At 71.7% G+C, this 21,342-nt stretch carries 21 protein-coding genes and 2 tRNA genes; 11 read left to right on the forward strand and 12 right to left on the reverse strand.

Going from position 1 to position 21,342, the window contains the following annotated elements; translation table 11 throughout:
- The first annotated feature begins 129 nt into the window (after positions 1-129).
- Positions 130-822 carry an RraA family protein gene (locus KDL01_RS14530; RefSeq protein ID WP_212529007.1) on the forward strand — a complete coding sequence of 231 codons (693 nt, stop codon included), beginning with the start codon at positions 130-132 and terminating at the stop codon, positions 820-822.
- 300 nt (positions 823-1,122) lie between these two features.
- Here KDL01_RS14530 and KDL01_RS14535 read toward each other — a convergent pair whose 3' ends face one another.
- From KDL01_RS14535 to KDL01_RS14555, 5 genes are all read right to left on the reverse strand, one after another.
- The gene (locus tag KDL01_RS14535) at positions 1,123-1,737 is read right to left on the reverse strand and encodes a hypothetical protein (RefSeq protein WP_212529008.1); all 615 of its coding nucleotides are present in this window, start codon (positions 1,735-1,737) and stop codon (positions 1,123-1,125) included.
- A 138-nt stretch (positions 1,738-1,875) separates the two neighbouring features.
- Entirely contained in the window at positions 1,876-3,336 is a 1,461-nt protein-coding gene (locus KDL01_RS14540; RefSeq protein ID WP_307846330.1) for a protoporphyrinogen/coproporphyrinogen oxidase, read from the reverse strand.
- Between the two features lie 305 nt (positions 3,337-3,641).
- Positions 3,642-4,868: an AI-2E family transporter gene (locus KDL01_RS14545; protein WP_212529010.1), complete on the reverse strand. Its 1,227-nt coding sequence runs from the start codon at positions 4,866-4,868 to the stop codon at positions 3,642-3,644.
- A gap of 27 nt (positions 4,869-4,895) precedes the next feature.
- On the reverse strand, positions 4,896-5,198 hold the full coding sequence (locus KDL01_RS14550; RefSeq protein ID WP_212529024.1) for a GroES family chaperonin: 303 nt from the start codon (positions 5,196-5,198) through the stop codon (positions 4,896-4,898).
- Between the two features lie 117 nt (positions 5,199-5,315).
- Complete coding sequence (locus KDL01_RS14555) at positions 5,316-5,750, reverse strand: DUF3618 domain-containing protein (protein ID WP_212529011.1); 435 nt, start codon at positions 5,748-5,750, stop codon at positions 5,316-5,318.
- A gap of 148 nt (positions 5,751-5,898) precedes the next feature.
- Here KDL01_RS14555 and bcp point away from each other — a divergent pair, with 148 nt between their 5' ends.
- Positions 5,899-6,375 (forward strand): thioredoxin-dependent thiol peroxidase, encoded by a 477-nt coding sequence (gene bcp / locus KDL01_RS14560; RefSeq protein ID WP_212529012.1) that lies wholly within the window; start codon positions 5,899-5,901, stop codon positions 6,373-6,375.
- Between the two features lie 80 nt (positions 6,376-6,455).
- Here bcp and KDL01_RS14565 read toward each other — a convergent pair whose 3' ends face one another.
- A complete protein-coding gene (locus KDL01_RS14565) occupies positions 6,456-7,130 on the reverse strand; it encodes a hypothetical protein (protein WP_212529013.1) in 675 nt (224 codons plus the stop codon).
- 4 nt (positions 7,131-7,134) lie between these two features.
- Between KDL01_RS14565 and KDL01_RS14570 the strand changes: the two genes are divergently transcribed.
- Positions 7,135-7,500: a hypothetical protein gene (locus tag KDL01_RS14570; RefSeq protein WP_212529014.1), complete on the forward strand. Its 366-nt coding sequence runs from the start codon at positions 7,135-7,137 to the stop codon at positions 7,498-7,500.
- Between the two features lie 82 nt (positions 7,501-7,582).
- Here the strand turns inward: KDL01_RS14570 and KDL01_RS14575 are convergent, their stop codons facing one another.
- From KDL01_RS14575 to KDL01_RS14590, 4 genes are all read right to left on the reverse strand, one after another.
- A complete protein-coding gene (locus KDL01_RS14575; RefSeq protein ID WP_212529015.1) occupies positions 7,583-8,377 on the reverse strand; it encodes a DUF6114 domain-containing protein in 795 nt (264 codons plus the stop codon).
- Positions 8,378-8,486: 109 nt separating this feature from the next.
- Complete coding sequence (locus KDL01_RS14580) at positions 8,487-9,098, reverse strand: DUF6230 family protein (protein WP_212529016.1); 612 nt, start codon at positions 9,096-9,098, stop codon at positions 8,487-8,489.
- Between the two features lie 416 nt (positions 9,099-9,514).
- On the reverse strand, positions 9,515-10,453 hold the full coding sequence (locus tag KDL01_RS14585; RefSeq protein WP_212529017.1) for a tetratricopeptide repeat protein: 939 nt from the start codon (positions 10,451-10,453) through the stop codon (positions 9,515-9,517).
- 88 nt (positions 10,454-10,541) lie between these two features.
- A complete protein-coding gene (locus tag KDL01_RS14590; protein WP_212529025.1) occupies positions 10,542-12,977 on the reverse strand; it encodes a DNA gyrase/topoisomerase IV subunit A in 2,436 nt (811 codons plus the stop codon).
- Positions 12,978-13,132: 155 nt separating this feature from the next.
- On the opposite strand from KDL01_RS14590, the gene KDL01_RS14595 reads away from it, so the two are divergent.
- Both KDL01_RS14595 and KDL01_RS14600 read left to right on the forward strand, forming a co-directional pair.
- Entirely contained in the window at positions 13,133-13,738 is a 606-nt protein-coding gene (locus KDL01_RS14595; protein ID WP_246576435.1) for a DUF5998 family protein, read from the forward strand.
- A 2-nt stretch (positions 13,739-13,740) separates the two neighbouring features.
- Positions 13,741-14,931, forward strand: coding sequence for an alkaline phosphatase family protein (locus tag KDL01_RS14600; RefSeq protein WP_212529019.1), 1,191 nt, complete (start codon positions 13,741-13,743; stop codon positions 14,929-14,931).
- A 169-nt stretch (positions 14,932-15,100) separates the two neighbouring features.
- On the opposite strand, the gene KDL01_RS14605 is transcribed toward KDL01_RS14600, so the two are convergent.
- The gene (locus KDL01_RS14605; RefSeq protein ID WP_307846334.1) at positions 15,101-16,681 is read right to left on the reverse strand and encodes a zinc-dependent metalloprotease; all 1,581 of its coding nucleotides are present in this window, start codon (positions 16,679-16,681) and stop codon (positions 15,101-15,103) included.
- A 119-nt stretch (positions 16,682-16,800) separates the two neighbouring features.
- Here KDL01_RS14605 and KDL01_RS14610 point away from each other — a divergent pair, with 119 nt between their 5' ends.
- From KDL01_RS14610 to KDL01_RS14625, 4 genes are all read left to right on the forward strand, one after another.
- Entirely contained in the window at positions 16,801-17,964 is a 1,164-nt protein-coding gene (locus KDL01_RS14610; protein ID WP_246576436.1) for an NAD-dependent epimerase/dehydratase family protein, read from the forward strand.
- 96 nt (positions 17,965-18,060) lie between these two features.
- Entirely contained in the window at positions 18,061-18,504 is a 444-nt protein-coding gene (locus KDL01_RS14615) for a molybdenum cofactor biosynthesis protein MoaE (RefSeq protein WP_212529020.1), read from the forward strand.
- A 90-nt stretch (positions 18,505-18,594) separates the two neighbouring features.
- Complete coding sequence (locus KDL01_RS14620; RefSeq protein ID WP_212529021.1) at positions 18,595-18,786, forward strand: hypothetical protein; 192 nt, start codon at positions 18,595-18,597, stop codon at positions 18,784-18,786.
- A gap of 43 nt (positions 18,787-18,829) precedes the next feature.
- A complete protein-coding gene (locus KDL01_RS14625; RefSeq protein WP_212529022.1) occupies positions 18,830-19,879 on the forward strand; it encodes a YlbL family protein in 1,050 nt (349 codons plus the stop codon).
- Positions 19,880-20,034: 155 nt separating this feature from the next.
- On the opposite strand, the gene KDL01_RS14630 is transcribed toward KDL01_RS14625, so the two are convergent.
- Entirely contained in the window at positions 20,035-20,583 is a 549-nt protein-coding gene (locus KDL01_RS14630) for a PPA1309 family protein (RefSeq protein WP_212529023.1), read from the reverse strand.
- A gap of 74 nt (positions 20,584-20,657) precedes the next feature.
- Between KDL01_RS14630 and KDL01_RS14635 the strand changes: the two genes are divergently transcribed.
- A tRNA-Met gene (locus tag KDL01_RS14635) sits at positions 20,658-20,731 on the forward strand.
- A gap of 161 nt (positions 20,732-20,892) precedes the next feature.
- A tRNA-Met gene (locus tag KDL01_RS14640) sits at positions 20,893-20,966 on the forward strand.
- Positions 20,967-21,342 lie beyond the last annotated feature (376 nt).

The raw sequence follows: 21,342 nt of genomic DNA on the forward strand, positions 1-21,342 counted from the left end.
AGAGCGATGACATGGGCAAAGCTTAGTCAGTCGACCGCGCCGGGCGGTCTGCGGGAAGGTGGCAGGGCTGCGACAAGTTCGTCCCAATTCCCCCGCGTCCGGTCCGGGCGGCCGCGTTAGGCTCGCGGCATGATGAACGAGTTCGAAGACCTCTCCACGCCGCTGATCGCGGACGCCTGCGTACGCCGCAGCGTCCAGGCACGGGTGGCTCCGCTCGGAATCCGGCCGGTCACGCCCGGTACGCGGCTGGCCGGGCGGGTGCTGCCGGCGCGCCACTACGGCAGCGTCGACGTCTTCCTCGAGGCCTTCGAGGCGGCCCGTCCCGGCGACGTGCTGGTGATCGACAACGGCGGCCGCGTCGACGAGGCCTGTATCGGCGACCTCACCGTGCTCGAGGCGGCCTCGGCCGGCGTGGCCGGCCTGGTGGTGTGGGGGCTGCACCGCGACACCGCGGAACTGGCCGCGATCGGCGTGCCGGTGTTCAGCTACGGCGCCTTCCCGTTCGGCCCGCTGCGGGTGGATCCGCGCGAGCCGGAGGCCCTGGTCAGCGCGCACGTCGGCCCGCACCGGCTGACCGAGGCCTGGAGCGTGTTCGCCGACGACGACGGCGTGCTGTTCGTCCCGTCCGAGCACGTGCCGCAGATCCTGTCCGCGGCGCGGGAGATCCGCACGACCGAGCGGGCCCAGGCCGAGCGGATCAAGGCCGGGCAGACGCTGCGGCAGCAGACGGAGTTCGCGCAGTACCTGCTGCGGCGCGCGCAGGATCCCGACTACACCTTCCGCGCGCATCTGCGTGCGGTGGGCGGGGCGATCGAGGTATAGCCGAGCCCTGATGTGGCTGTCGGCCGGCTGTCGGTGGTTGAGGGGTACGAGCCGGGCCGCGACGTTGCGGACCGCGGTCTCGCCCGGCCAGACGAGCTGTTCCGATCTCTGGCGCCTCACCCGGCCCCGACGTTGGTGAGTTTGCCCATCTACGGCACCATGCACGGCGAAACGGCTCAGCGGCAAGCCTGGGCGCGCGCCGGGGCCGACCTCGCACTTGGTCGTTCGTGGTTGGCTCCGGCGTGCGGCCAGGCGCCGCCGATCAGACGTTTCGCCGCGCCAGAGATCGGAATAGCTCGTCTAGGAGTTGATCAACTCGTCGGGGGTGGTGAACCAGGAGGTGAGCGCCGTGGGCGTGGTGCCCGCGGCCTCGGCCACCTTGTCCCAGGGCACGGGCTCGGGGCCGCCGGCCGCGATGCCGATGACCTCGCGCAGCATCGCGTCGACCACGCGGCGGGCCTTGACCAGCGAGGCCACCGCGGTCTCGTAGGCGTAGCGGTCCACCTCGCGGATCGTCATCGGCAGCCAGCCGTTGAGCATCCCGATGAACTGCCGGCGCAGCGCCGGGTCGAGTTCGCCGAGCACGGTGACCGAGCCGTCGCAGCGCACTTCCGCGAGCATCATGCCCTCGGCGTCCCGGATGATGCCGCGCACCTGCTGGTAGCTCTGGTACCGCATTGCCGTCGTGCCGGCCTCCGCGCCGGTCAGCCGCTCCGCGAAGTCCCGCAGCCGCGAGGCGACCGCGGCGGCGTACGCCCGGAATCCGTCGGCGTCCAGCGGGCCGCCGTTCTCGTTGCGCACCGTGGCCGGGTCGACCACTTCCACCCCGGCCGTGGTCCACAAGCGACGCCCGTCCTGGCCCGCGGAGACGACCATGTCGTAGTCGATCCGGTCAGGCTGGTAGAACCTCGTCATGGCGCCCTTTCTGTCACACCGCGGCGACCGAACGGTGAACAGGGGCTCTACCGGCGGTGAACAGGCGCGGGCGGACGGAGACGGAGCGACTACGCTCAGAGTACGGATTCACCCGGCCGTCGCGCCGGCCGCAGTGGATCAGCTCTCGACGATGTGCCGGCTGAAGCGCTCCCTGGCCGCGTTCCAGCGGTCCCGGTTGAACTCCCCGCTGCCGAGCGCGTCCGCCGCCTCGTAGCCCATCAGCATCGCGTGGTGGGTGTTGTCCGGCGTGAACAGGCCCTGCCGGCCGAAGGTGGTTACGTGCGGCAGCTCCTCGACCCACTCCTCGAGCACGGCGAGCTGGTCCTTGTAGCCGCGGTGGTAGATCGGGTAGACGTTGCGCACCCGCTTGACCTGCACCCAGTCGACGTTCAGGTCGGGCAGCCTGGTCTCCCGGGTGCAGTCGCGCACCACCTCGATGAGCTCGTCGTCCGAGGCGTTCCAGATCTCGTCGCCTATGTCGCAGGGCATTTCGAAGCAGACCACGTCGCGGTCGTCCGGGTCCTCCGGGTTGATCCGGTGGTTCATCGGCTCCGAGATCCGGCTGACCGGGGTGCGCCCGCCCGGGATGTAGTGCACATCGTGCTTGGTCCAGCGCCCGCCCCGGTGCACCACGTACACCAGCACGATGGCCCGGAACTTCAGGTCCCCGCTCGCGTCCACCGCCTCGTACGGGGCGCCCGGACTGGTCATCCGGGCCAGCAGCGGCAGCGGGAGGGTGGAGAAGACGTGCCGCGAGCGCAGCCACGACCCGTCGCTGTACGGATCCGAGCTCCAGCCGGCCCGCTCGGCCGCGGCGGAGTGGAACTCGGAGCGCCCGAGCTTCACCGACACGTCGCTATGGCCGATCTCGATCCGTTCGGCCGCGCTGCCCAGGCGCAGCCGCGCGCCCGCCTGCACCGCCGCGTCGGCCATCGTCTCGCACAGCTGGCCGAAGCCGCGGCGCGGATAGAAGTACGCCAGCGACTCGTTGGACAGCGCGTTGCGCACGGCCCGGGCGAGCGCCGAGAGGGTGGTGGGCGCCCCCGCCTTGCGCCGCGCCTGCTCCGCGTCGATGTGGTCGCCGTCCACGCCCCACAGCTTGCGCGCGTACGGCGCGTAGACCTGGTCGTAGAGGGTCGGGCCGAAGCCGGCCCGCATCAGGTCGGCGTAGCTGTCGGCCGCCTCCTCCTGCTTCGGCTTGCGCCAGGCGGTGCCGATGGCCTCGAAGGCCGCGCGGGCCATGGGCACCGCGGGCAGCGCCCGGGCCAGTTCCCGCGGTTTGAAGGGGTAGGTGATCCACTTGTCGCCGAGCAGCAGTTTGCCGTCGCGGTACCTGGTCTGCAGATCGGCACCGAGCAGGAACCGCAGATCCGCCAGCACGTAGCCGGGCATGTCCGGGTTCAGCCGGTGGCTGCCGTAGTCCACCCGGACTCCGGCGATGTCGAACGAGGCGGCCATGCCGCCCACCACCTCGGCCCGATCGAGGACGACGACGTTGAGCCCGCGGCGGGCCGCGCGCCATGCGGCCGAGAGACCGGCGGGACCGGCGCCCAGGACGACCAGGTCAGTATTAACCACGAAGAGTCTCATCCATCATGTGTGCCAAGCTCAGTAGGCTGAAGATTGCAGCGACCGCCCCAGTCTACGATCGGGCGGCGGCCCCGTACCCGTGCTCATTGTCTCGCTTGGATATCGCGCGCCGGTGCCGCGCCGCGCGGGCCCCGGGCGACGTCACTCATAAGGGATCATCAGCCACGGATTTCTCGAATCCGGCGGCAACGCGGCGTACTCCGGCGTCACCAGCGTCCCACAAAGCACGGTTCAACGGCGAGTAAAGCGCGGCGTCCTGAGAATCTTTCAGCGCTCCGTTCCCTCCTCGGCGCTCAGCGCCGGTTCAGCCGCGGCAACAGGACCTCCTGCGCGATCAGCTTCAGCGCGGCCGCGGTCGGAATCGCGATCAGAGCCCCGATGATGCCCATCAGCGCGCCGCCGATGAGCACCGCCACGACCGTGACGATCGGCGGCACGTCCACCGCGTGCCGCATCACCTTGGGCAGCAGCAGATAGTCCTCGGTGAGCCGGAAGGCGATGTAGAACACGAGCGTGGCCATCGCCACCGGCATCGAGTGCGAGAGCGCCACCAGCGTGACGATGGCGCCGCCGACGGTGGAACCGATCACCGGCACCATGTCCAGCAGCGCCACCATGAGACCGAGCGCCGCCGGGTAGGGGATGCCGAAGATCGCGGTCCACACGAAGGTGGCGAACCCGGCGATGGAGGCGTTGAAGGCCGAGCCGAGCATGTACCGGCCGACCTGGTTGAGGATCTGGTCGCCCAGCGCCCGGGCGCGGGTGCGGCGGGAGGCCGGCACGGTGCGGAAGGCCGCGTTGACCACGTTCGGCAGCCCGGCCAGGAAGTAGATCGTGAGCGCCACCACCGCGAGCGTGGACGTCAGCATGCTGAGCACGTACCGGCCCGCGCCCACCACGTTCGTCAGCGTGCTCGCGTCCAGGCTCTTGGAACTGAGTGAGGACTCGATCTTGGTGAAGACGTGGTACTTCGCCTCCATCCGGCCGAGCCAGGTGGACTGGTCCTGCGCCTCGTTGAGCAGCCGCGGGATCTGGTCGAGCAGCGCGGTCACCTCGCGGTCCACCGGCGAGACGATCACCGCGAGGAACCCGGCCACCAGGGCCATCACGCCGAGCCCGACGATCAGCACGGCGGCCGAGCGCTTCATCGGCAGGCGCCGCTGCCGGGTCAGGGCCGTGACTATCGGGTTGAGCGAGAGCGCGAAGAAGAGCGAGAGCAGCACGAGTATCAGCACCGACTGCGCGTGCGCGGCCACCCGCAGCACCAGGTACGCCGACAGCGCCCCGGCGGCCAGGCCGAAGAAGTAGGTGAAGTAGGAGCTGCTCACCAGCCGGTCGCGCTCGGGCGCGGTCTCGGGCCGATCCCGAGCGGCCGGCGCGCTCTGCACGGCGGCCTGCTGAGGGATCTGCGCGCTCGCCGCAGCCGGCTGCGCCCCGCCCGCGACGACCTCGGCCGCGTCCTTGTCCTCGTCCGCCGCCTGCGCCGCGTCCGGACCCGTGCCCTGTCCGACTTCGCTCACCGCCGTCGCCTCCCCGCTCCGGCCCGGCTAAAGGTAGAGCCCGGTGGCCTCACCGGACTCGCCCAGCCGCTCGGCGGCCACCGCGTGGATGTCGCGCTCGCGCAGCAGTACGTACGCGGTCGCGCGCACCTCGACCTCGGCCCGGTCCTCGGGGTCGTAGAGCACCCGGTCGCCGACCTCCACCGTCCGCACGTTCTGCCCCACCGCGACCACGCGCGCCCAGGACAGGCGCCGGCCCACCTGCGCGGTGGCCGGGATCAGGATGCCGCCGGTGGACTTGCGGTCCCCGGCCGCGTCGTCGGACCGCACGAGCACGCGGTCGTGCAGCATCTTGATGGGGAGCTTCTCGTCGGGGTTAGGGCGACTCACGGACTCGACGGTAGCGCATCACCGGCGCTACCTGCTCGCCCTGCCCGCCCGGTGTCCGGTACCCGGCCGCACGAGGGCTCAGCGGCGGCGCGAGAGGCGCAGCGCGACGACGGCGAAGACCGCCGAGGCCGCGGTCCCGGCCAGCAGCGCGGCCTGCTCGACGCGCACCCGGCCGTTCGCCGCGACGAAGGCCGCGCGCGCCTTGGCGTTGGTCTGCCGCAGCAGGGCCCGCGGGGTCAGCCGGTCGGTCAGCTCGTCCAGGGTCACCGCCAGCCGGTCCCTGGTCTGCTCGATGTCGGCCTCTATCTGCGCCGGGCTGCGGTGGTCCGGCGTGCGCTCGGACCCGTGCGACCGGTTGCCGGCCGTCGCGCCCCGGCCCGCCGGCGTGGCCGGCCGCGGCGCCAGCGAGAGCACCGGGTTCGAGGCGGCGGTGCCCATGCGGGTGTCCGCGGCGGTGTGGGTCTCGTAGTCGATGGGTCCTGGTTCGGTCCAGCTGCGCTTCTTGGTGCTCATGCCGGGCTCGTTGCCCGTGGTGTGATCGTCCTAACATTCATTGCGCCGATCGAGGACGGGCCCCGTGGCGGCCCCGTGGCGGGCTGCGTCGTCGGGTCGGCGGCCGGGTCGGCGCCTGCGCGTGGGCCGCCGCCGTTAGATTGGCCGTATGACCGATCCGATCCGGCTCGCCCCCGGCGAGCCCGCCCCCGCCTTCACCCTGTCGGACGCCGACGGCAAGCCGGTCTCGCTGGCCGACTTCGCCGGGCGCAAGGTGATCGTGTACGTGTACCCGGCCGCGATGACGCCCGGCTGCACCAAGCAGGCCTGCGACTTCCGCGACAGCCTGCAGTCCCTGGCCGCCGCCGGCTACGCCGTGCTCGGCCTCTCGCCCGACAAGCCGGCGAAGCTCGCGAAGTTCCGCGAGCGCGACGGCCTGACCTTCCCGCTGCTGTCCGACCCGGACAAGGAGGTGCTCAAGGCGTACGGCGCGTTCGGCGAGAAGACCATGTACGGCAAGACCGTCACCGGCGTGATCCGCTCCACCTTCGTGGTGGACGCCGAGGGCAAGATCGAGCTGGCCCAGTACAACGTGCGCGCCACCGGCCACGTGGCCAAGCTGCGCCGGGACCTCGGCCTGGACTGACCCGTCCGGGCGGCACGACGAAGGCGCCCGCGGTTCCGGCCAGGCCGGACCCGCGGGCGCCCTTTCGTCTCAGCGTGCTGTTACTGCGGGGAGGCGACGCCGGCGGAGGCGAAGCCGTTGAAGCCGGGCACCGTGATGCCGTCGGTGCCCAGGTACGCGTTGACCGAGGTCACGTTCGTGAAGATGACCGGGATCAGCGGCACCGTGAGGCCGACCGGCAGCGGCGGCGGGTTGTCCGGGGTGTAGGTCTGCCCGATCAGGCCGTAGAGGTCCGCGGTCAGGCTCAGCACCATCAGGTGCGGGTCGGTCAGCTTCGTCGTGGTGCCCGAGCCCGCGTTGTTGTAGACGGTCTGGCCGTTCTGGATCGAGTAGGTCACCATCGACTGGATGTCGAGTTCGCTGGCGGTGAAGTCCAGCACGTCCTCGTCCACGTACTTCTTCGAGCTCGCATCCCACACCTGCACCGACTTCACGCCGTTGTAGGCGAGGTTCCACATCGTCATCTCAGAGGTCTTCATCACCCACGGGATGGTGGCCGCGGTCACGCCCTCGGACGGGCTCGCGGCGGCCGCCGCGGCCAGCGATGAGGCCTCGGCCGCCGGGATGCAGTCCGACGTGGCGGTGGCGTCCGCCTGCGCCTCGCCGATGCCGTCCGCGGCGGCCACCGCGCGCCCGGTGTGCAGCGGTGCCACCGCGTCCTGGACCACCGTGGTCGTGGCGGACTGCGGCGCGTCGCTGAAGATCCAGGTCCACACGCCGTTGAGCCAGCCCCAGAATCCGGAACCCGAGGCGGAGGACGAGGTGCCGGTCGGGGACGTGCTCGCCGCGGCGCTCGTGCTCGTGGTGACCGGCACGTTCGCCGCGGCCGAGGCGGCCGACGCGTCCGGGTCGGCCGTGGGGGTCGTGGCGGCCGGAGTCGCCGACGCGGACGGCGCCTTGCTGCTCGTGGCGGCCGCGGGCGAGGAACTCGCGGAGGTGGTTGCGGCGGACGGGCTCGACGCCGCGGTGGTGCCCGTGACGCCGGTGCCGCTCGAGGCGCTCTGCCCGGTCGGGCAGACGCTGGGGAACGGCAGGGTGGTGCTGCTCGTGCTGGTGGACGCGGCCAGCGCCGGTGTGGCCACGTAGGCTCCCGCCAGTAGCACGGCGACGGTGCCTGGCACCGCGATCGCCGTGGCCCGACGGCGCGAGCGCACGGTGGAAGCCATGCTCACTCCTCCTCGGGTGCGGGCTCGGGCGCGGCCTCGGCGGCCTCGTCCGGGCGGGCGTAGTGCTCGATGATCCGGGTGTTGTCGGCGTACTCGGGGTCCTCGACCGGTTCCTGCTCGGCCGTGGACACGGCCGCGGTCTCGGACTTCTCGTCCTCGGCCGCGGTCTCAGTGCTCTGGTTCGTGTTCTCCGTCGCCGGGCCGGCCGGCTCGGGCTCGAGGTGCTCCGCGGCGCTCTCGGCCTCGACGTCGGCCTGCGCCACGCTCAGCGCCACCGTGCCAGAGGTCTCACTCGCCGCGGCGTCGCCGAGCCCGGCCCGCCTCGCCCTGCGCCGCTGCCTGCGGGTGTCCGCGGTGTAGTCGGTGCGCGGCGCCCAGGCCACGGCGAAGGAGCCGCCGAACATGGCCAGCAGGAAGCCGAGCAGGAAGCCGCCGAGGTTCGTGGCCACCAGCGAGAGCAGCGCGACCATGATGGCGGCGATGCCGGAGAAGACGCGGTAGGCCGGGAAGAACCAGATCGTCACGGCGAAGATGGCCAGGAACACCGAGATGAAGAGCGTGGAGACACCCGGAATGCCCATCGAGAGCAGCTTGCCCACGGCGGACTGCGTCACCAGGGGTATCTCCACGGCCGCCAGCAGGACGCAGATTCCGGCGATGAACGGCCGGCCTCGGCGCCAGCGGCGGAACGGGCGGCGGTAGCGCTCGGTCGGGGCGGCGAATCGGTCCCAGCCGCGGCCGATGCGGTCCCAGGTACGGCCGACGGGGCCGTTGACCTGACCGGGGGTGGTGATCATGGATTCCTCGCTCGAAAATCTCCAGGGACGCGCTCGGGCCACGCGGCCGCACGCGCCGCCGCCGCGTAGGCGCACAGCCTACGCGGCGAGGACGGATACGGTAGGCGTGCTACTGGATGCAGCCGGTGGTGCCGGGGGCGATCGACAGCGACATGTTCTGCAGGTCGAAGGAGCCGGCCGTGGTGGCGTTGGAGACCTGCTGCACGTTCTTCAGGTCCGCGCTGGTGGCGGTCTGAGCGAACAGGCCGGGTGCGCCGCCGCTGGCGCCCGCGTCGGTGCCGATGTTCATGCCGCTGAAATCGGCCTCGGTCGCGTTGAGCGTCTGCAGGTCGATCACGAGGCTCGACGCAGTGGCGCCGCTGGCCTTGAGGGTCAGCGTGTAGTTGCCGAGCAGACCGCCGGTCAGCTTGCTCAGGTCGGTGGTGACCGACTGGCACAGGCCGTTCGAGATGGTCGCGCTGGTGAACGAGGAGACGGCGACCGCGACCGGCGTGCCGTTGGACTCCTGGTCCACGCCGCCGTACTGGGCGAAGCCGGTGCCGCTGAGCTCACCGACCGTCATCTGCGCCGTCTGGCCGGAGATCGCGAGGGACATGGCGATCGCGCCGTTGGCCATCATCACACCGAGCACGCCTGCCACGGCGAGCGTCGGCACCATGACCATGCCGAGCCGCTTGAGCGAGGTGCGCCCCAGGACCTGAGCCCCCGAGGTGTCTTTCATCTGTGTCCACTCCTATGTAGACCAATGTGCAGACCGTATGCCCGGCGTAGGCCGGTAGGAGGGATGTTCGAGGAGACCCCCGCGTATACACAAGAGTCGCGTTACCCGTCGGTAACCAAGAGCGGTGGACGGCGTCCGGATGCCGGTCGCCCGCCTGATGATCCGTGACGGTCGGTATTCGGGTGAATCCGGACAATATGCTGCGAAACATACGCGGAGTGGTTCGGATTCGCACCCTGGGTAACCGGAAACGGCGACGTGCGAATTGGTAAAGAGTAGGTAATGTTCCCGGGCGGGGGACCCGCGGACCACCGGGAACACGTGCGCCCGGAGCCGACGGGTGCGGCTCCGGGCGATGGATTCAGCGTTCTGTGACGGGCGCGGCCGCCGCGGGAGGCGGCGCGCCGGTGGCGGAGCTAGAACAGCAGCGCGGCCAGGCGCTGGCGGGCCTTGGGCACCGCCGGGTGCTCCGGGCCGAGCAGCTCGAAGTACTCGATCAGCAGCAGCCTGGCCCGATCCCGGTCCGTGCCGGAGCTGGCGCGCACCGCGTCGAGCAGCAGCGCCACCGCGTCCTCGGCGCGGCCCGAGGCGAGCAGCACGTCAGCGGCCTTGCACTGGGCCTCGATGTCGTCCGGAGCGGCCTGCGCCGCCGCGAGCACCGCGGTCGGGTCCACGTCCGCGGTCCGGCGCAGCAGATCCACCTGCGCCAGCATCGCCTTCGCCTCCGCGTGCGCGGGCTGGTCGGAGAGCAGGTTCTGCAGGGCCTGGGCCGCGCCGTCCAGATCGTCCGACTCCAGTGCCGTGTACGCGGCCTCGAGCAGCGGATCGAGCGGAGGCGTCGGCAGCGGCGCGGCGTCGTCCGGGCCGGCCATGCCGAACTCGGTCTCCGCCATGGTGATCAGGTCGGTCAGCCAGGCGCGCACCTGCGGTTCCGGCTGCGCGCCGGTGAACTCGCCCACCAGCTGCCCCTGCACCACCGCCTTGACCGCGGGGATGCCCTGTACGCGCAGCATCTGCGCCAGCCGCTGGTTCGCGTCGGTGTCCACCTTGGCCAGCACGAACCGGCCGCCGAACTCCTCGGCCAGACGCTCGAGCACGGGGCTCAGCTGCTTGCACGGCTCGCACCACTCGGCCCACAGGTCGAGCACGACCGGAACCTGCAGCGAGCGATCGAGCACCTCGGCCTGGAAATCGGCCTCGGACACGTCGATCACGTACGCCGACGCGCCGGTGGCCGGCGCCGGGTCATCACCGGGCGAGCCGGCGGCGGATCCGGCCGCGCCGCCCGCGGCGGGCGCGGGCTTCTTCAGCGCGGACAGGTCGACCACGCCGGAAGTCGAGAACGAAGGTCGCATGTTCCTAGTCTCCCACGCGGTGTGGGCGTTACGGCGCACGCGCCGGGCGGTCGGACCCACCGGATCCGACCGCCCCGCCGTACGGTCCTCAGCCGCCGATCCGCCCGATCGGCTTGGCCAGCGGCGCACCGGAACCGTCCCGCCGGTCGTCGAGCGCGGGCAGCACCAGCGCCCGGCCCTCCTCGTCCACCGGACGCGCCGGATACGGCCCGGCCCAGGCGAACACCAGCCGGTCCTCGCCCTTGAGGAAGCGCTGGCAGCGCACCCCGCCGGTGGCCCGGCCCTTCGACGGATAGAGCCGGTACGGCGTGGCCTTGATCGTGCTCAGCATCACCCCGGGCAGCGTGTCCCCGCTGCCGGCCACCGAGACCACGACCGCGTCCTGATCCGGATCCACCACGGTGAAGCAGAGCACGCTCGAGCCGTCGTCCAGCTTGATCCCGGCCATGCCGCCGGCCGGCCGGCCCTGCGGACGCACCAGGTCCGCCGAGAACTTCAGCAGCTGCGCGTCCGTGGTGATGAACACCAGATCCTCGCGCCCGGTACGCAGTTCGCAGGCGCCGACCACGCGGTCGCCGTCCTTGAGCGTGATCACCTCCATGGTGTCCTTGTTCGCCGGGTACTCCGGCACCACCCGCTTGACCACGCCCTGCTCGGTGCCCAGGGCCACCCCGGGCGAATCAGGGTTCAGACTGGCGACGCAGAGCACCTGTTCGTCCTCGGCCAGCCCGCGCACGAGTTCGCGCACGGAGATGCCCCCGGACAGTCCGTCCGCGTCCGGCGGCAGCACCGGCACGTCCACCACCGCCACCCGGTAGAGCTGCCCGGCCGAGGTCACCACGCCCAGATCGGCCCGCGTGGTCACGTCGATCAGCGAGAGCAGCGCGTCGTGCTTGGCCCGCGGCCGTCCCGCGTCCGCGGCGAAGTCGGCCGGCAGCCGGGCCAGCAGCCCGCTGGTGGACAGCGCCACCCGGCACGGCTCGTCCGCCACCTCCAGCGGCACGTCCACGATCGCGGGCACCTCGTCGGCCTCGAGCAGCGCGGTGCGCCGCGGCGTGGCGTACTCCTTGGACACCTTCGCCAGCTCGTCCGAGACCACCTTGCGCAGCAGCGAGTCCGAGTCCAGGATCGCGGACAGCTCGGCGATCTCCGCGCGCAGCCGCTCCTGCTCGTTCTCCAGCTCGAGCCGGTCGAACTTGGTCAGCCGGCGCAGCGGGGTGTCCAGGATGTAGTTCGCCTGGATCTCGCTGAGCTCGTAGCGCTCCCGCAGCCGTCGCCGCGCGTCGGCCGAGTCCTCCGAGGTGCGGATCGTCTGGATAACCGCGTCGATGTCGAGCAGCGCGATCAGCAGGCCGTCGACCAGGTGCATCCGGTCCTGCCGCTTCTTGCGGCGGAACTCGCTGCGCCGGCGCACCACCTCGAAGCGGTGGTCCAGGTAGACCTCGAGCAGTTCCTTCAGGCCCAGGGTGAGCGGCTGCCCGTCCACCAGTGCCACGTTGTTGATGCCGAAGGACTCCTCGAGCGGCGTCAGCTTGTAGAGCTGCGCCAGGATCGCCTCCGGGTTGAAGCCGTTCTTGACCTCGATCACGATCCGCAGCCCGTTGGTGCGGTCGGTCAGGTCCTTGAGGTCCGCGATGCCCTGGACCTTCTTGTTCTGCACCAGCTCCTTGATCTTCGCGATCACCTTCTCCGGGCCGATGTTGTACGGCAGCTCGGTGACCACGATGCCCTGGCGCCGGCCGATCGGCTCGAGATGAGCCGAGGCCCTTATCCGGAACACCCCGCGGCCCGACTCGTACGCGTCGCGCACCCCGTCGAGCCCGACGATCCGCCCGCCGGTCGGCAGGTCGGGACCCGGCACGAAGCGCACCAGTTCCTCGAGCGTCGCCTCCGGGTGCTTGATCAGGTGCCGGGCCGCGGCCACCACCTCGCCCAGGTTGTGCGGCGGCATGTTCGTGGCCATGCCGACCGCGATCCCGGTGGTGCCGTTGACCAGCAGGTTCGGGAAAGCCGAGGGCAGCACGATCGGCTCGGTCTCCTGGCCGTCGTAGTTCGGCCCGAAGTCGACGGTGCCCTCGTCGATGTCGTTGGTCATCAGCAGCGCGGCCGGGGAGAGGCGCGCCTCGGTGTAGCGCATAGCCGCCGGCGGGTCGTCGTTGCCGAGCGAGCCGAAGTTGCCGTGCCCGTCGGCCAGCGGCAGCCGCATCGAGAACGGCTGGGCCAGACGCACCAGGGCGTCGTAGATGGCGCCGTCGCCGTGCGGGTGCAGCCGGCCCATGACCTCGCCGACCACGCGCGCCGACTTCACGAAGCCGCGGTCGGGGCGCAGGCCCATCTCGCCCATCTGGTACAGGATCCGTCGGTGCACCGGCTTGAGCCCGTCCCGCGCGTCCGGCAGCGCGCGGGAGTAGATGACCGAGTACGAATACTGCAGGTAGGAGTTCGACATCTCGTCGGTCACGTCGATATCGACGATCCGCTCCTCGAAGGGCTCGGACTCCCTGGTTGCGTTGCGCCGTGCCATCGGATTCATCTCGCTTCTCGCCGCTGTGGAAACGCCAGGGCGCGCGGCGCCGCGCGGGCGCGCCCGTGCACATTGTGCCGCCTGCGTCGGACACCGCGTGAAATGCCCCGCCCCGGTGTGCACGCAAGCCCCGGTTCGGTGCGAGGATGGGACACATGCCGAACACGACCCCGCTCGACCCGGGCCTGCGGGAGGCCATCGAACGCAGCGGTTACTATCCGGCCCTGGTGGCCGAGGCGATCGAGGCGGCGATCGGGCCTGAGCCCGTGCGTAGCCACCTGGTGCACCAGGAGACCACCTTCGACAACGAGGAGGTGCGCCGGCACGTGAGCGTGCTGGTCCTGACCGACACCAGGCTGATCATCGGACACACCGACGAGCACGGGACCGAACCGGCGATCGACGGCATGGACAGCCAGGTCAGCTCCTACGCCTCCACCTCGACCGAGGCCATCCGCCTCGACCGCATCACCACCTGCGTGGTCACCCGCGTCGTGGACGACCCGGCCACGCACGTGGCCGGCACGCTGCCGCGCGAGGCCGTGCTCACCGTCGGCTGGGGCGCCATCGCCCGGATCGACCTGGAGCCGGCCGGCTGCGGCGACCCGCACTGCGAGGCGGACCACGGATATACGGGCACGATGTCAGGGGACGATCTCCAGCTGCGGGTGTCCACCGGGGCCGACGGCGCCGAGGCCGTGGCGCGCACCCTCGAGTTCGCCACCGCGCTCAGCGCCGCCACCGCCGGCCTGCGCGGCTGAAGGTGTCCGGCCCCCCGCCCCCCGCCGTCGACGAGGACGGCCTCGACCCGCCCGCCTATCCCGCCGGCGCGCTCAGCGACGTCATCCCGGTGATCGGCGGCGCCCTCGGCCTGCCCGACGCGGACGGCCGCACCCGCGCCCTCGGCACCTGGCGGCCCGAGCCGACCCGCAAGGCCTGCCTGCTGCTGGTCGACGGCATGGGCCGGGAACTGCTGCGCCGGCACGCCGCCTACGCCCCGTACCTGGCCGCGCTGCTGGCCGAGCCGGAGACCGGGCACAGCCTGACCGCCGGGTTCCCCTCGACCACCTCGACCTCGCTCGCCTCCGTCGGCACCGGCCTGCCCCCGGGCGCGCACGGCATGCTCGGCTACCGGCTCATGGTGCCCGCGACCGGGAAGCTGATGAACTTCCTGAGGTGGGATCAGAACGTCGACCCGCTCGAGTGGCAGCCGCGCGAGACCATGTTCGAACGCATGACGGCGGCCGGGATCACGGTCACCCACGTCTCGGCGCCGCGCTTCGCCGACTCGGGCCTGACCCGCTCCGTCTTCCGCGGCGCGCGCTTCTCCGGCGCCGACTCCTCCGACGAGGCGGCCCGGCGCGCGGTGGAGGCGCTGGGTTCCGGGGAACGCAGCTTCGTCTACCTGTACTACCGGGACCTCGACTTCATCGGCCACACCGTGGGCGTCGGCTCACCGCGCTGGCGCGAGGAGCTGTCGTACGTGGACGGCCTGGTCCAGCGCCTGGCCGAGCAGATGCCGGCGGACGCGACGCTGTTCGTGACGGCGGATCACGGCATGGTCGACGTGCCGCAGGACCACCGGATCGACATGGACCAGGACTGGGAGCTGCGCGCCGGAGTCGCCATGCTCGGCGGCGAGGCCAGGGCCCGGCACGTCTACGCGACCCAGGGCGCCGCCCGCGACGTGCTGGCGATCTGGGAGGAGCGCCTCGAGGGCGTCGCCGTGGTCCGCTCCCGGGACCAGGCCGTGGCCGAGGGCTGGTTCGGCCCCCCGGACGCGGTCGACGCCGCCATGGCCGCCCGCGTCGGCGACGTGATCGTGGCGATGAAGCGGGACTGGGCCGTCGTGGCCACCGAACGCGAGGCCGTCGACGCCCGCCAGATCGGCATGCACGGCTCGCTCACCCCCGAGGAGCAGCTGGTGCCCCTGCTGGAGATCCGCCGCGGCTGACGCGGGATCGGCGGCCCGGTGCCGCGCCGCTGGAACCGACCGGCGGCGGTGCGCACGGCGGATCCGGACAACCGAGGCACGATCAGTCTGAGGCGAGATCAGCCCGCCTCGGACGCATCGTCAGATCGTCCTACCCGTCTGACGGTGCGTCCGCGGCGGTCGCCGTCGGTCAGCTCTCGTTCTCGCCGTGCCCGTCGCTCCCGCTGTCACGTCCCTCGTCGCCCTCGGCGCCGTCCTCGCCCTCGCTCGACTCCATCAGCTTGCCGAGCGCCTCGAGGTCCGTCTCGCGGCGTTGCACGAAGCCCTCCGGATCGTTGAGGTCCTCCGCCGTCGGCAGCAGGTCCGGGTGGGCCCAGAGCGCGTCGCGGCCCTCGGCGCCGCGGGCCTCGGCCAGCAACGCCCACAGCTTGGCCGCGTCGCGCAGCCGACGCGGGCGCAGCTCGAGGCCGACCAGGGCGGCGAAGGTCTGCTCGGCCGGGCCGCCCGCGGCGCGGCGGCGGCGGAAGGTCTCGCGCAGCGCTCCCGCGCCCGGCAGCTTGGGCGCCGCGGCGGCGTCGACCACCGCGTCCACCCAGCCCTCGGTCAGCGCCAGCAGCGTCTCGAGCCTGGTCAGCGCCGCACGCTGGGCCGGGGTGTCCGGCGCGGTGAAGGTCAGGCCGCCCTCGCCGAGCACGTCCTGCAGGTTCGCCATGCCCTCGGGGGTCTGGAGCGAGCGCATCATCTCCTCCATGCGGCCCTCGTCCACCGAGATGCCCCGCGCGTACGTCTCCACGGCGTCCAGCACGCGCGCGCTCAGCCACGGCACGTGCGCGAACAGCCGGTGGTAGGCCGCCTCGCGCAGGGCCAGGTAGAGCCGCACGTCCGCGGCCGGGAGCTCGAGGCCCGCGCCGAACGCGGCCACGTTCGCCGGCAGCAGCACGGCCTTGCCCTCGGGGCCGAGCGGCAGGCCGATGTCCGAGGAGCCGAGCACCTCGCCGGCCAGCTCGGCCAGCGCGGTGCCGACCTGGTGGCCGAAGAGCGTGCCGGACATCTGCTGGAGCATCGCGCCCATCGGCCCGGCCATCTCCGCCGCGGGGCCGGGCAGCATGCCCGTCATCGCCGCGGTCATGCCCTGGGCCACCGGCTCCACCAGGCGCTTCCACACCGGCAGGGTCTGCTCGATCCACTCCGCGCGGCTCCAGGCCAGCGCGCCGGTGGTACCCGCGGGCAGCGCGCACACCGCGTCCAGCCAGTGCTCGGCCAGGCGTACCGCGTCCTGCAGCGCGCCGAGCTCGCCGCTGGTGGGCGAGGGGTCGGGGGCCTGGGCGCTCGCGCCGCGGGCGATGTCCTTGGCCAGGGCCCAGTTCACCGGGCCCTCACCCGAGTTGATCAGCGACTGGATCCGGCCCATGACCATCGCCAGCATCTGCGGGTCGAGGCCCGGGATCTGCGCGCCGAGGCCCTTGGCCAGGTCGGCCAGGTCGGGCGGCTGGCCCTCCTCGCCCCCGTCGCCGCCGCCCAGGCCGAGCGCGCCGAGCAGCTGCTGGAGCTGTTCGGGCCCGGGGAAGGGCATGCCGCCGAAGGGCGAGTCCGCCTCCTCGTCCGCGGCGCCCTGCTGCTGCTCGCGCGCACGGCGTTCGCGCTCGGCCTTCTCCGTCTCTTCCCGCTCCACGTCGGCGCCGAGGCCTTCCAGCCCCTTGACCACCTCTTCGAAGCGCACCGAGTCGGGCTCTTCCTCCGGGTCCGGGAAACTTTCCGGGTGGTCGTTCACGTTCGATACCTCGAGTGGCTTAAGTTCCGCGGCCGGTGCACCGGCTCACGGAAGGATCAGCGATCATGAGAGGCGGGAATACCTCCCTCTCCTACGTTAGTAACTAACGGAGCGTGCCCTTGAGTTCCCCGGCAGACGACGGACAGCGTACGACCAGGCTGCGCGCCTCCGACGGCGACACGCGGCCGGTGCCCGGCTCGCGGACCAGGCCGAAGACGGTCGCGGTCACCGGTGCCGCGGGCCGGCTCGGCTCGGCCGTGCTGCGGGAGCTGGCCGGGCGCTCCGGCGTGCGCCGCAGTATCGGCCTCGTGCCGCGCTCGTCCAGGGCCGAGCGCGAGCTGTGGCCGGACGGCGTGGTGCAGCGGGCCGCCGATCTGCTCGACCCCTCGCTGGCCGAACGTCTCGCCGGGGTGGACGTGCTGGTGCACACCGACCTCGACACCAGTCCGGACACCGACCCGGCCGAGCGCACCCGCTACAACGTGCGCGGCACCGAGACCGTGCTCACCGCCGCGGCCGCCGCCGGGGTGCACCGGGTCATCCTGCGCTCGAGCGCCATGGTCTACGGCGCGCTGCCGGACAACCCGGTCCCGATCCACGACGGCGCCCAGCTGCGCGCGGTCCCGGACGGCTCGCTGGTCGGCGACCTGCTCGAGATCGAACGGCTCGGCCGCCGGGCCCCGCGCGCCCACCCGGGCCTGAGCGTGGCCGTGCTGCGCCCGGCGATCGTCACCGGCCCCGGCGTGGACACCGTCTTCACCCGCCACTTCGAGGCTCCGCGCCTGCTCGTGGTCAAGGACGCCGAGCCGTGCTGGCAGTTCTGCCACCTCGAGGACCTGGCCGGAGCGCTGGCGCACACCGCCCTGCACGAGGAGCTGGACGGGCCGATGAACGTGGCCAGCCCCGGCTGGCTGGGCCAGGAGGAGGTCGAGGCCGGTTCCGGGCTGCGCCGGATGGAACTCCCGGCGGGCCTCGCCCTCGGCGCGGCCGAGCGCCTGCACCGGCTGCACCTGACCCCGGCCCCCGCCACCGAGCTGCAGTACGTCATGCACCCGTGGGCCGTGGCCACCGACCGGCTCGAGGAGTCCGGCTTCACACCGCGCTACTCGAACGTCGAGGCCTTCCAGGCGCTGCTCGACGAGGTCGAGGGACACCACGCCGCGCTCGCCCGCCGGCTCGGCAAGAAGGACGCCGCGGCCTCCCTCGGCGCGGCCGGCGCCACCGTCGCCCTGGTCGGCACCGCCGCCCTGGTGCGCCGGGCCAGGAAGAAGCGCCGCGCCTGAGCCGGGCGCCGAACCCGCCGGACCCCCGTCGCGGCCGTCGAGCCCTCGAACCCGTGGGCGAAGTCTCAGCGCCGATCCTCGCGGGCCGGCGCCCGGATGCGCGATGATGGCGGGGTGAGCAGCGTCCATACCCAGATCCGTACCTCGCCCCTGTCCGTGGACGAGCTGCTCGCGCTCGTCGCCGACCCCGCCGCCGGCGGCACCGCCGTCTTCCTCGGCACGGTGCGCGACCACACTCCCGAGGCCCCCGGCGCCGAGGTGACCGGCCTCGAGTACGAGGCGCACCCGGAGGCCGCCCGGCGCCTGCACGAGGTGGCCGAGAAGGTCGCCGCCGACCACGACGTGATCGCGCTGGCCGCGACGCACCGGGTCGGCCCGCTCCAGGTCGGCGACGCCGCGGTGGTGGTGGTCGCCTCGGCCGCGCACCGCTCCGCCGCCTTCGACGCCTGCCGGGCGCTGATCGACACCCTCAAGCGCGAGGTCCCGATCTGGAAGCGCGAGGGCTTCGCCGACGGATCGCACAACTGGGTCGGGGTCTGACCGGAGCCGGCGTGGCATCCGACTGACCCGCGGCCCCGGCGGCCGCGCGTCGCCGCGCTCTCGCGCCGACGCGGCGCTAGCGTCGGTCCCGTGCTATCCATCCTGATCTGGTGGGCCGTGCCGCTGGTGATCGCGGCCCTGGCCGCGATGGTGATCGCGGTGAGCCGGCGGGTGCGCGCCGCCCGCGGCGACGTCGAGACCCTCGACCGCTACCAGCGCGCCCGGGAAGCGCTGGCCAGGAGCGCGCAGGGCGGGGTCGCGGCCCGGGCGCGGCAGGAGTAGTCCGGACTGCCGGGACTCAGCCGGGTGCACTAAGGTCGGGCGTATGCCTCGTCGTCGTACCGTGACCCTGGCGGTCTCCGGGACCCTGCTGGCCGGTTTCGTGGCCGGTGCGCTCTTCCAGCCCGTGCCCTACGCCGAGTTGACCCCAGGGCCCACCTTCGACGTCCTCGGATCGCAGAACGGCACGCCGCTGATCACGATCACCGGCAAGCAGACGTATCCGACGAACGGTCAGCTGCGCATGGTCACGGTCGGCGTCTCGGACGAGAGCTACCAGATGCCGCTCGGCCAGGCACTGCTCGGCTGGCTCAACAACAGCGAGGCGATCGTCCCCAAGGACTCGATCTACCCGCCGGGCCAGACCCAGCAGCAGTCCGACGCGGAGAACACCCAGGAGATGACCGACTCCCAGGACTCCGCGGTCACGGCCGCGCTGGCCGAACTCGGCATCAAGCCGACCGGCAGCGGCGTGGTCATCGCCTCGGTCAACGACGGCAGCCCCGCGGCGAACAAGCTCCAGGCCGGCGACCTGATCGACTCGATCGACGGCACCCCGATCAGCTCCGGCGGGACCGCCGGGATGACCGCGGTGACCGGCGCGATCCAGAAGGTCAAGCCGGGCGAGCAGGTCACCTTCGTGGTCACCCGGGACCAGAAGAAGAAGACCGTGGTCACCGGCACGACGAACAGCGGCGGCAAGGCCGAGGTGGGCATCTCGATCGAGAGCGAGAACGTCTTCCCGTTCACGGTGGACATCCAGCTCAACAACGTCGGGGGACCGAGCGCGGGCATGATGTTCGCCCTCGGCATCATCGACAAGCTCACCCCGGGCGGACTGACCGAGGGCAAGGTCATCGCCGGCACCGGCACCATCGACGCGCAGGGCAACGTCGGCGCGATCGGCGGCATCCAGATGAAGACCATCGGCGCCCGCGACGCCGGCGCCACGGTGTTCCTCGCCCCGGCGGCCAACTGCGCCGAGGCGAAGGCGAACCAGCCGGCCGGCCTCGAACTCGTCAAGGTGAACACGCTCAACGACGCCCTCACCGCGCTCCAGGACATCAAGGCGGGCAAGACCCCGCCGCTGTGCTGACCCGGGCCACGAACTGACACGGCGTAACGCCCGTCGGCCCGGCCCCCGCCCCACGCACGCGCGTGGAGGTGGGAGCCGGGCCGACGTCGTTTTCCAGAGAGTGTTGTTCCGTCCGTGTGAGCCGGGTGGGCTTGTGCCGGGCCTGTCGGCCGGGCTCAGTCGTGCAGCGTCTGCGCCAGCGCCCGCACCAGGTTCGGTACGAGGTCGGGCCCGGAGAGCACGTCCTCGTCCTTCTCCTTGCCGCGCAGCCGCAGCGCGCAGTCGCGCGACCCGTCCCGCAGCACGCCCACGGCGATGCGCACCTCCTGGCGCTCCGGGTGGGCGGCCACCCAGGCGTCGGCGTCGGCCTCGTCCGCGGGCAGCTGCTCCTGAACGCTCGGCGGCAGCATCAGGCGCTCGACCACCAGCGCGGTGCCGAGCACGGTGGACGGCCAGGCGATGCCGGCCAGCATCTCGTCCAGCGCCTGATCGGTCGGCAGGTCCTCCTGCTCGATGGAGGTATAGGTACGCAGCGGTCCGATCTGCCCCTCGAACTCGACCGTCTCCGGCGCGAGCGCGGCCGCGAGGCGGGGCTCGGCGGCGATCAACTCGGCCGTGTCGACCAGGGCGAACAGGCGCGGCTGCTGATCCCAGCCGTCCTTGGCCACGTACTGCTCCAACTCGATCAGCGCCTGCGTCAGCGCGGTGTTCATCGGACTGCTCATACCGACCATTGTCCGCCACTCGTGATTCGATTTGCGCCGCCGAGCACGTTCGACGTACAGTAGAGGAACCGCAACGCGGGGTGGAGCAGCTCGGTAGCTCGCTGGGCTCATAACCCAGAGGTCGCAGGTTCAAATCCTGTCCCCGCTACTGTTGTGATCAGTACAAATGAGGGTCGTCTCTGAATTCAGAGGCGACCCTCGTTCGTTGTCTCGGCTTCCACTACCGGCTTCCGTTGCCTGTTCAGCAGCCCAGTGGAAACCGATTGGCCATATGGCGTCCGCGTCAGGCATACTAGGGGCACACCACATCGCGGGGTGGAGCAGCTCGGTAGCTCGCTGGGCTCATAACCCAGAGGTCGCAGGTTCAAATCCTGTCCCCGCTACGTAAGTAAGTACGACGAAGGCCCCTCGGATTCGAGGGGCCTTCGTCGTCCGGTGCCGGAGGGCTCGTAGGCGGCCGGCGCGGGGCGAATCAGGGTCTTGGCACCACGATTTGACTCGCCTGGCCTGGTTGCCTAATGTTCTCCGAGTCGCCACGAGCGGACGCGAGTCCGCAAGGAGCGACAGCGGTCCCGATGAACTACGGCGGACCGGGCGGTGAAAAAAGCCCCCGGAAAGCCTGATAGAGTTGGGATCACCGCGAGGGAAACGCCGAGAAAAACAAAAGATCTCGGAGAATTACCTGGTGTGTGGCTGTTTCTTGAGAACTCAATAGCGTGTCATATTGAATCGTTGATGCCAATTGTTTGATTGGCTATT

The sequence above is a fragment of the Actinospica durhamensis genome, assembly GCF_018139695.1.
Lineage (GTDB): Bacteria > Actinomycetota > Actinomycetes > Streptomycetales > Catenulisporaceae > Actinospica > Actinospica durhamensis.

Bases quoted from the DNA above. Each gene is read 5' to 3' on its own strand.
- KDL01_RS14595 (WP_246576435.1), top strand. From the start codon at position 13,133: ATGCCGAACACGACCCCGCTCGACCCGGGCCTGCGGGAGGCCATCGAA.
- KDL01_RS14590 (WP_212529025.1), bottom strand. From the start codon at position 12,977: ATGGCACGGCGCAACGCAACCAGGGAGTCCGAGCCCTTCGAGGAGCGG.
- KDL01_RS14530 (WP_212529007.1), top strand. From the start codon at position 130: ATGATGAACGAGTTCGAAGACCTCTCCACGCCGCTGATCGCGGACGCC.
- KDL01_RS14575 (WP_212529015.1), bottom strand. From the start codon at position 8,377: ATGATCACCACCCCCGGTCAGGTCAACGGCCCCGTCGGCCGTACCTGG.
- KDL01_RS14550 (WP_212529024.1), bottom strand. From the start codon at position 5,198: ATGCTGCACGACCGCGTGCTCGTGCGGTCCGACGACGCGGCCGGGGAC.
- KDL01_RS14615 (WP_212529020.1), top strand. From the start codon at position 18,061: ATGCGCGATGATGGCGGGGTGAGCAGCGTCCATACCCAGATCCGTACC.
- KDL01_RS14580 (WP_212529016.1), bottom strand. From the start codon at position 9,098: ATGAAAGACACCTCGGGGGCTCAGGTCCTGGGGCGCACCTCGCTCAAG.
- KDL01_RS14535 (WP_212529008.1), bottom strand. From the start codon at position 1,737: ATGACGAGGTTCTACCAGCCTGACCGGATCGACTACGACATGGTCGTC.
- KDL01_RS14630 (WP_212529023.1), bottom strand. From the start codon at position 20,583: ATGAGCAGTCCGATGAACACCGCGCTGACGCAGGCGCTGATCGAGTTG.
- KDL01_RS14625 (WP_212529022.1), top strand. From the start codon at position 18,830: ATGCCTCGTCGTCGTACCGTGACCCTGGCGGTCTCCGGGACCCTGCTG.
- KDL01_RS14555 (WP_212529011.1), bottom strand. From the start codon at position 5,750: ATGAGCACCAAGAAGCGCAGCTGGACCGAACCAGGACCCATCGACTAC.
- bcp (WP_212529012.1), top strand. From the start codon at position 5,899: ATGACCGATCCGATCCGGCTCGCCCCCGGCGAGCCCGCCCCCGCCTTC.
- KDL01_RS14585 (WP_212529017.1), bottom strand. From the start codon at position 10,453: ATGCGACCTTCGTTCTCGACTTCCGGCGTGGTCGACCTGTCCGCGCTG.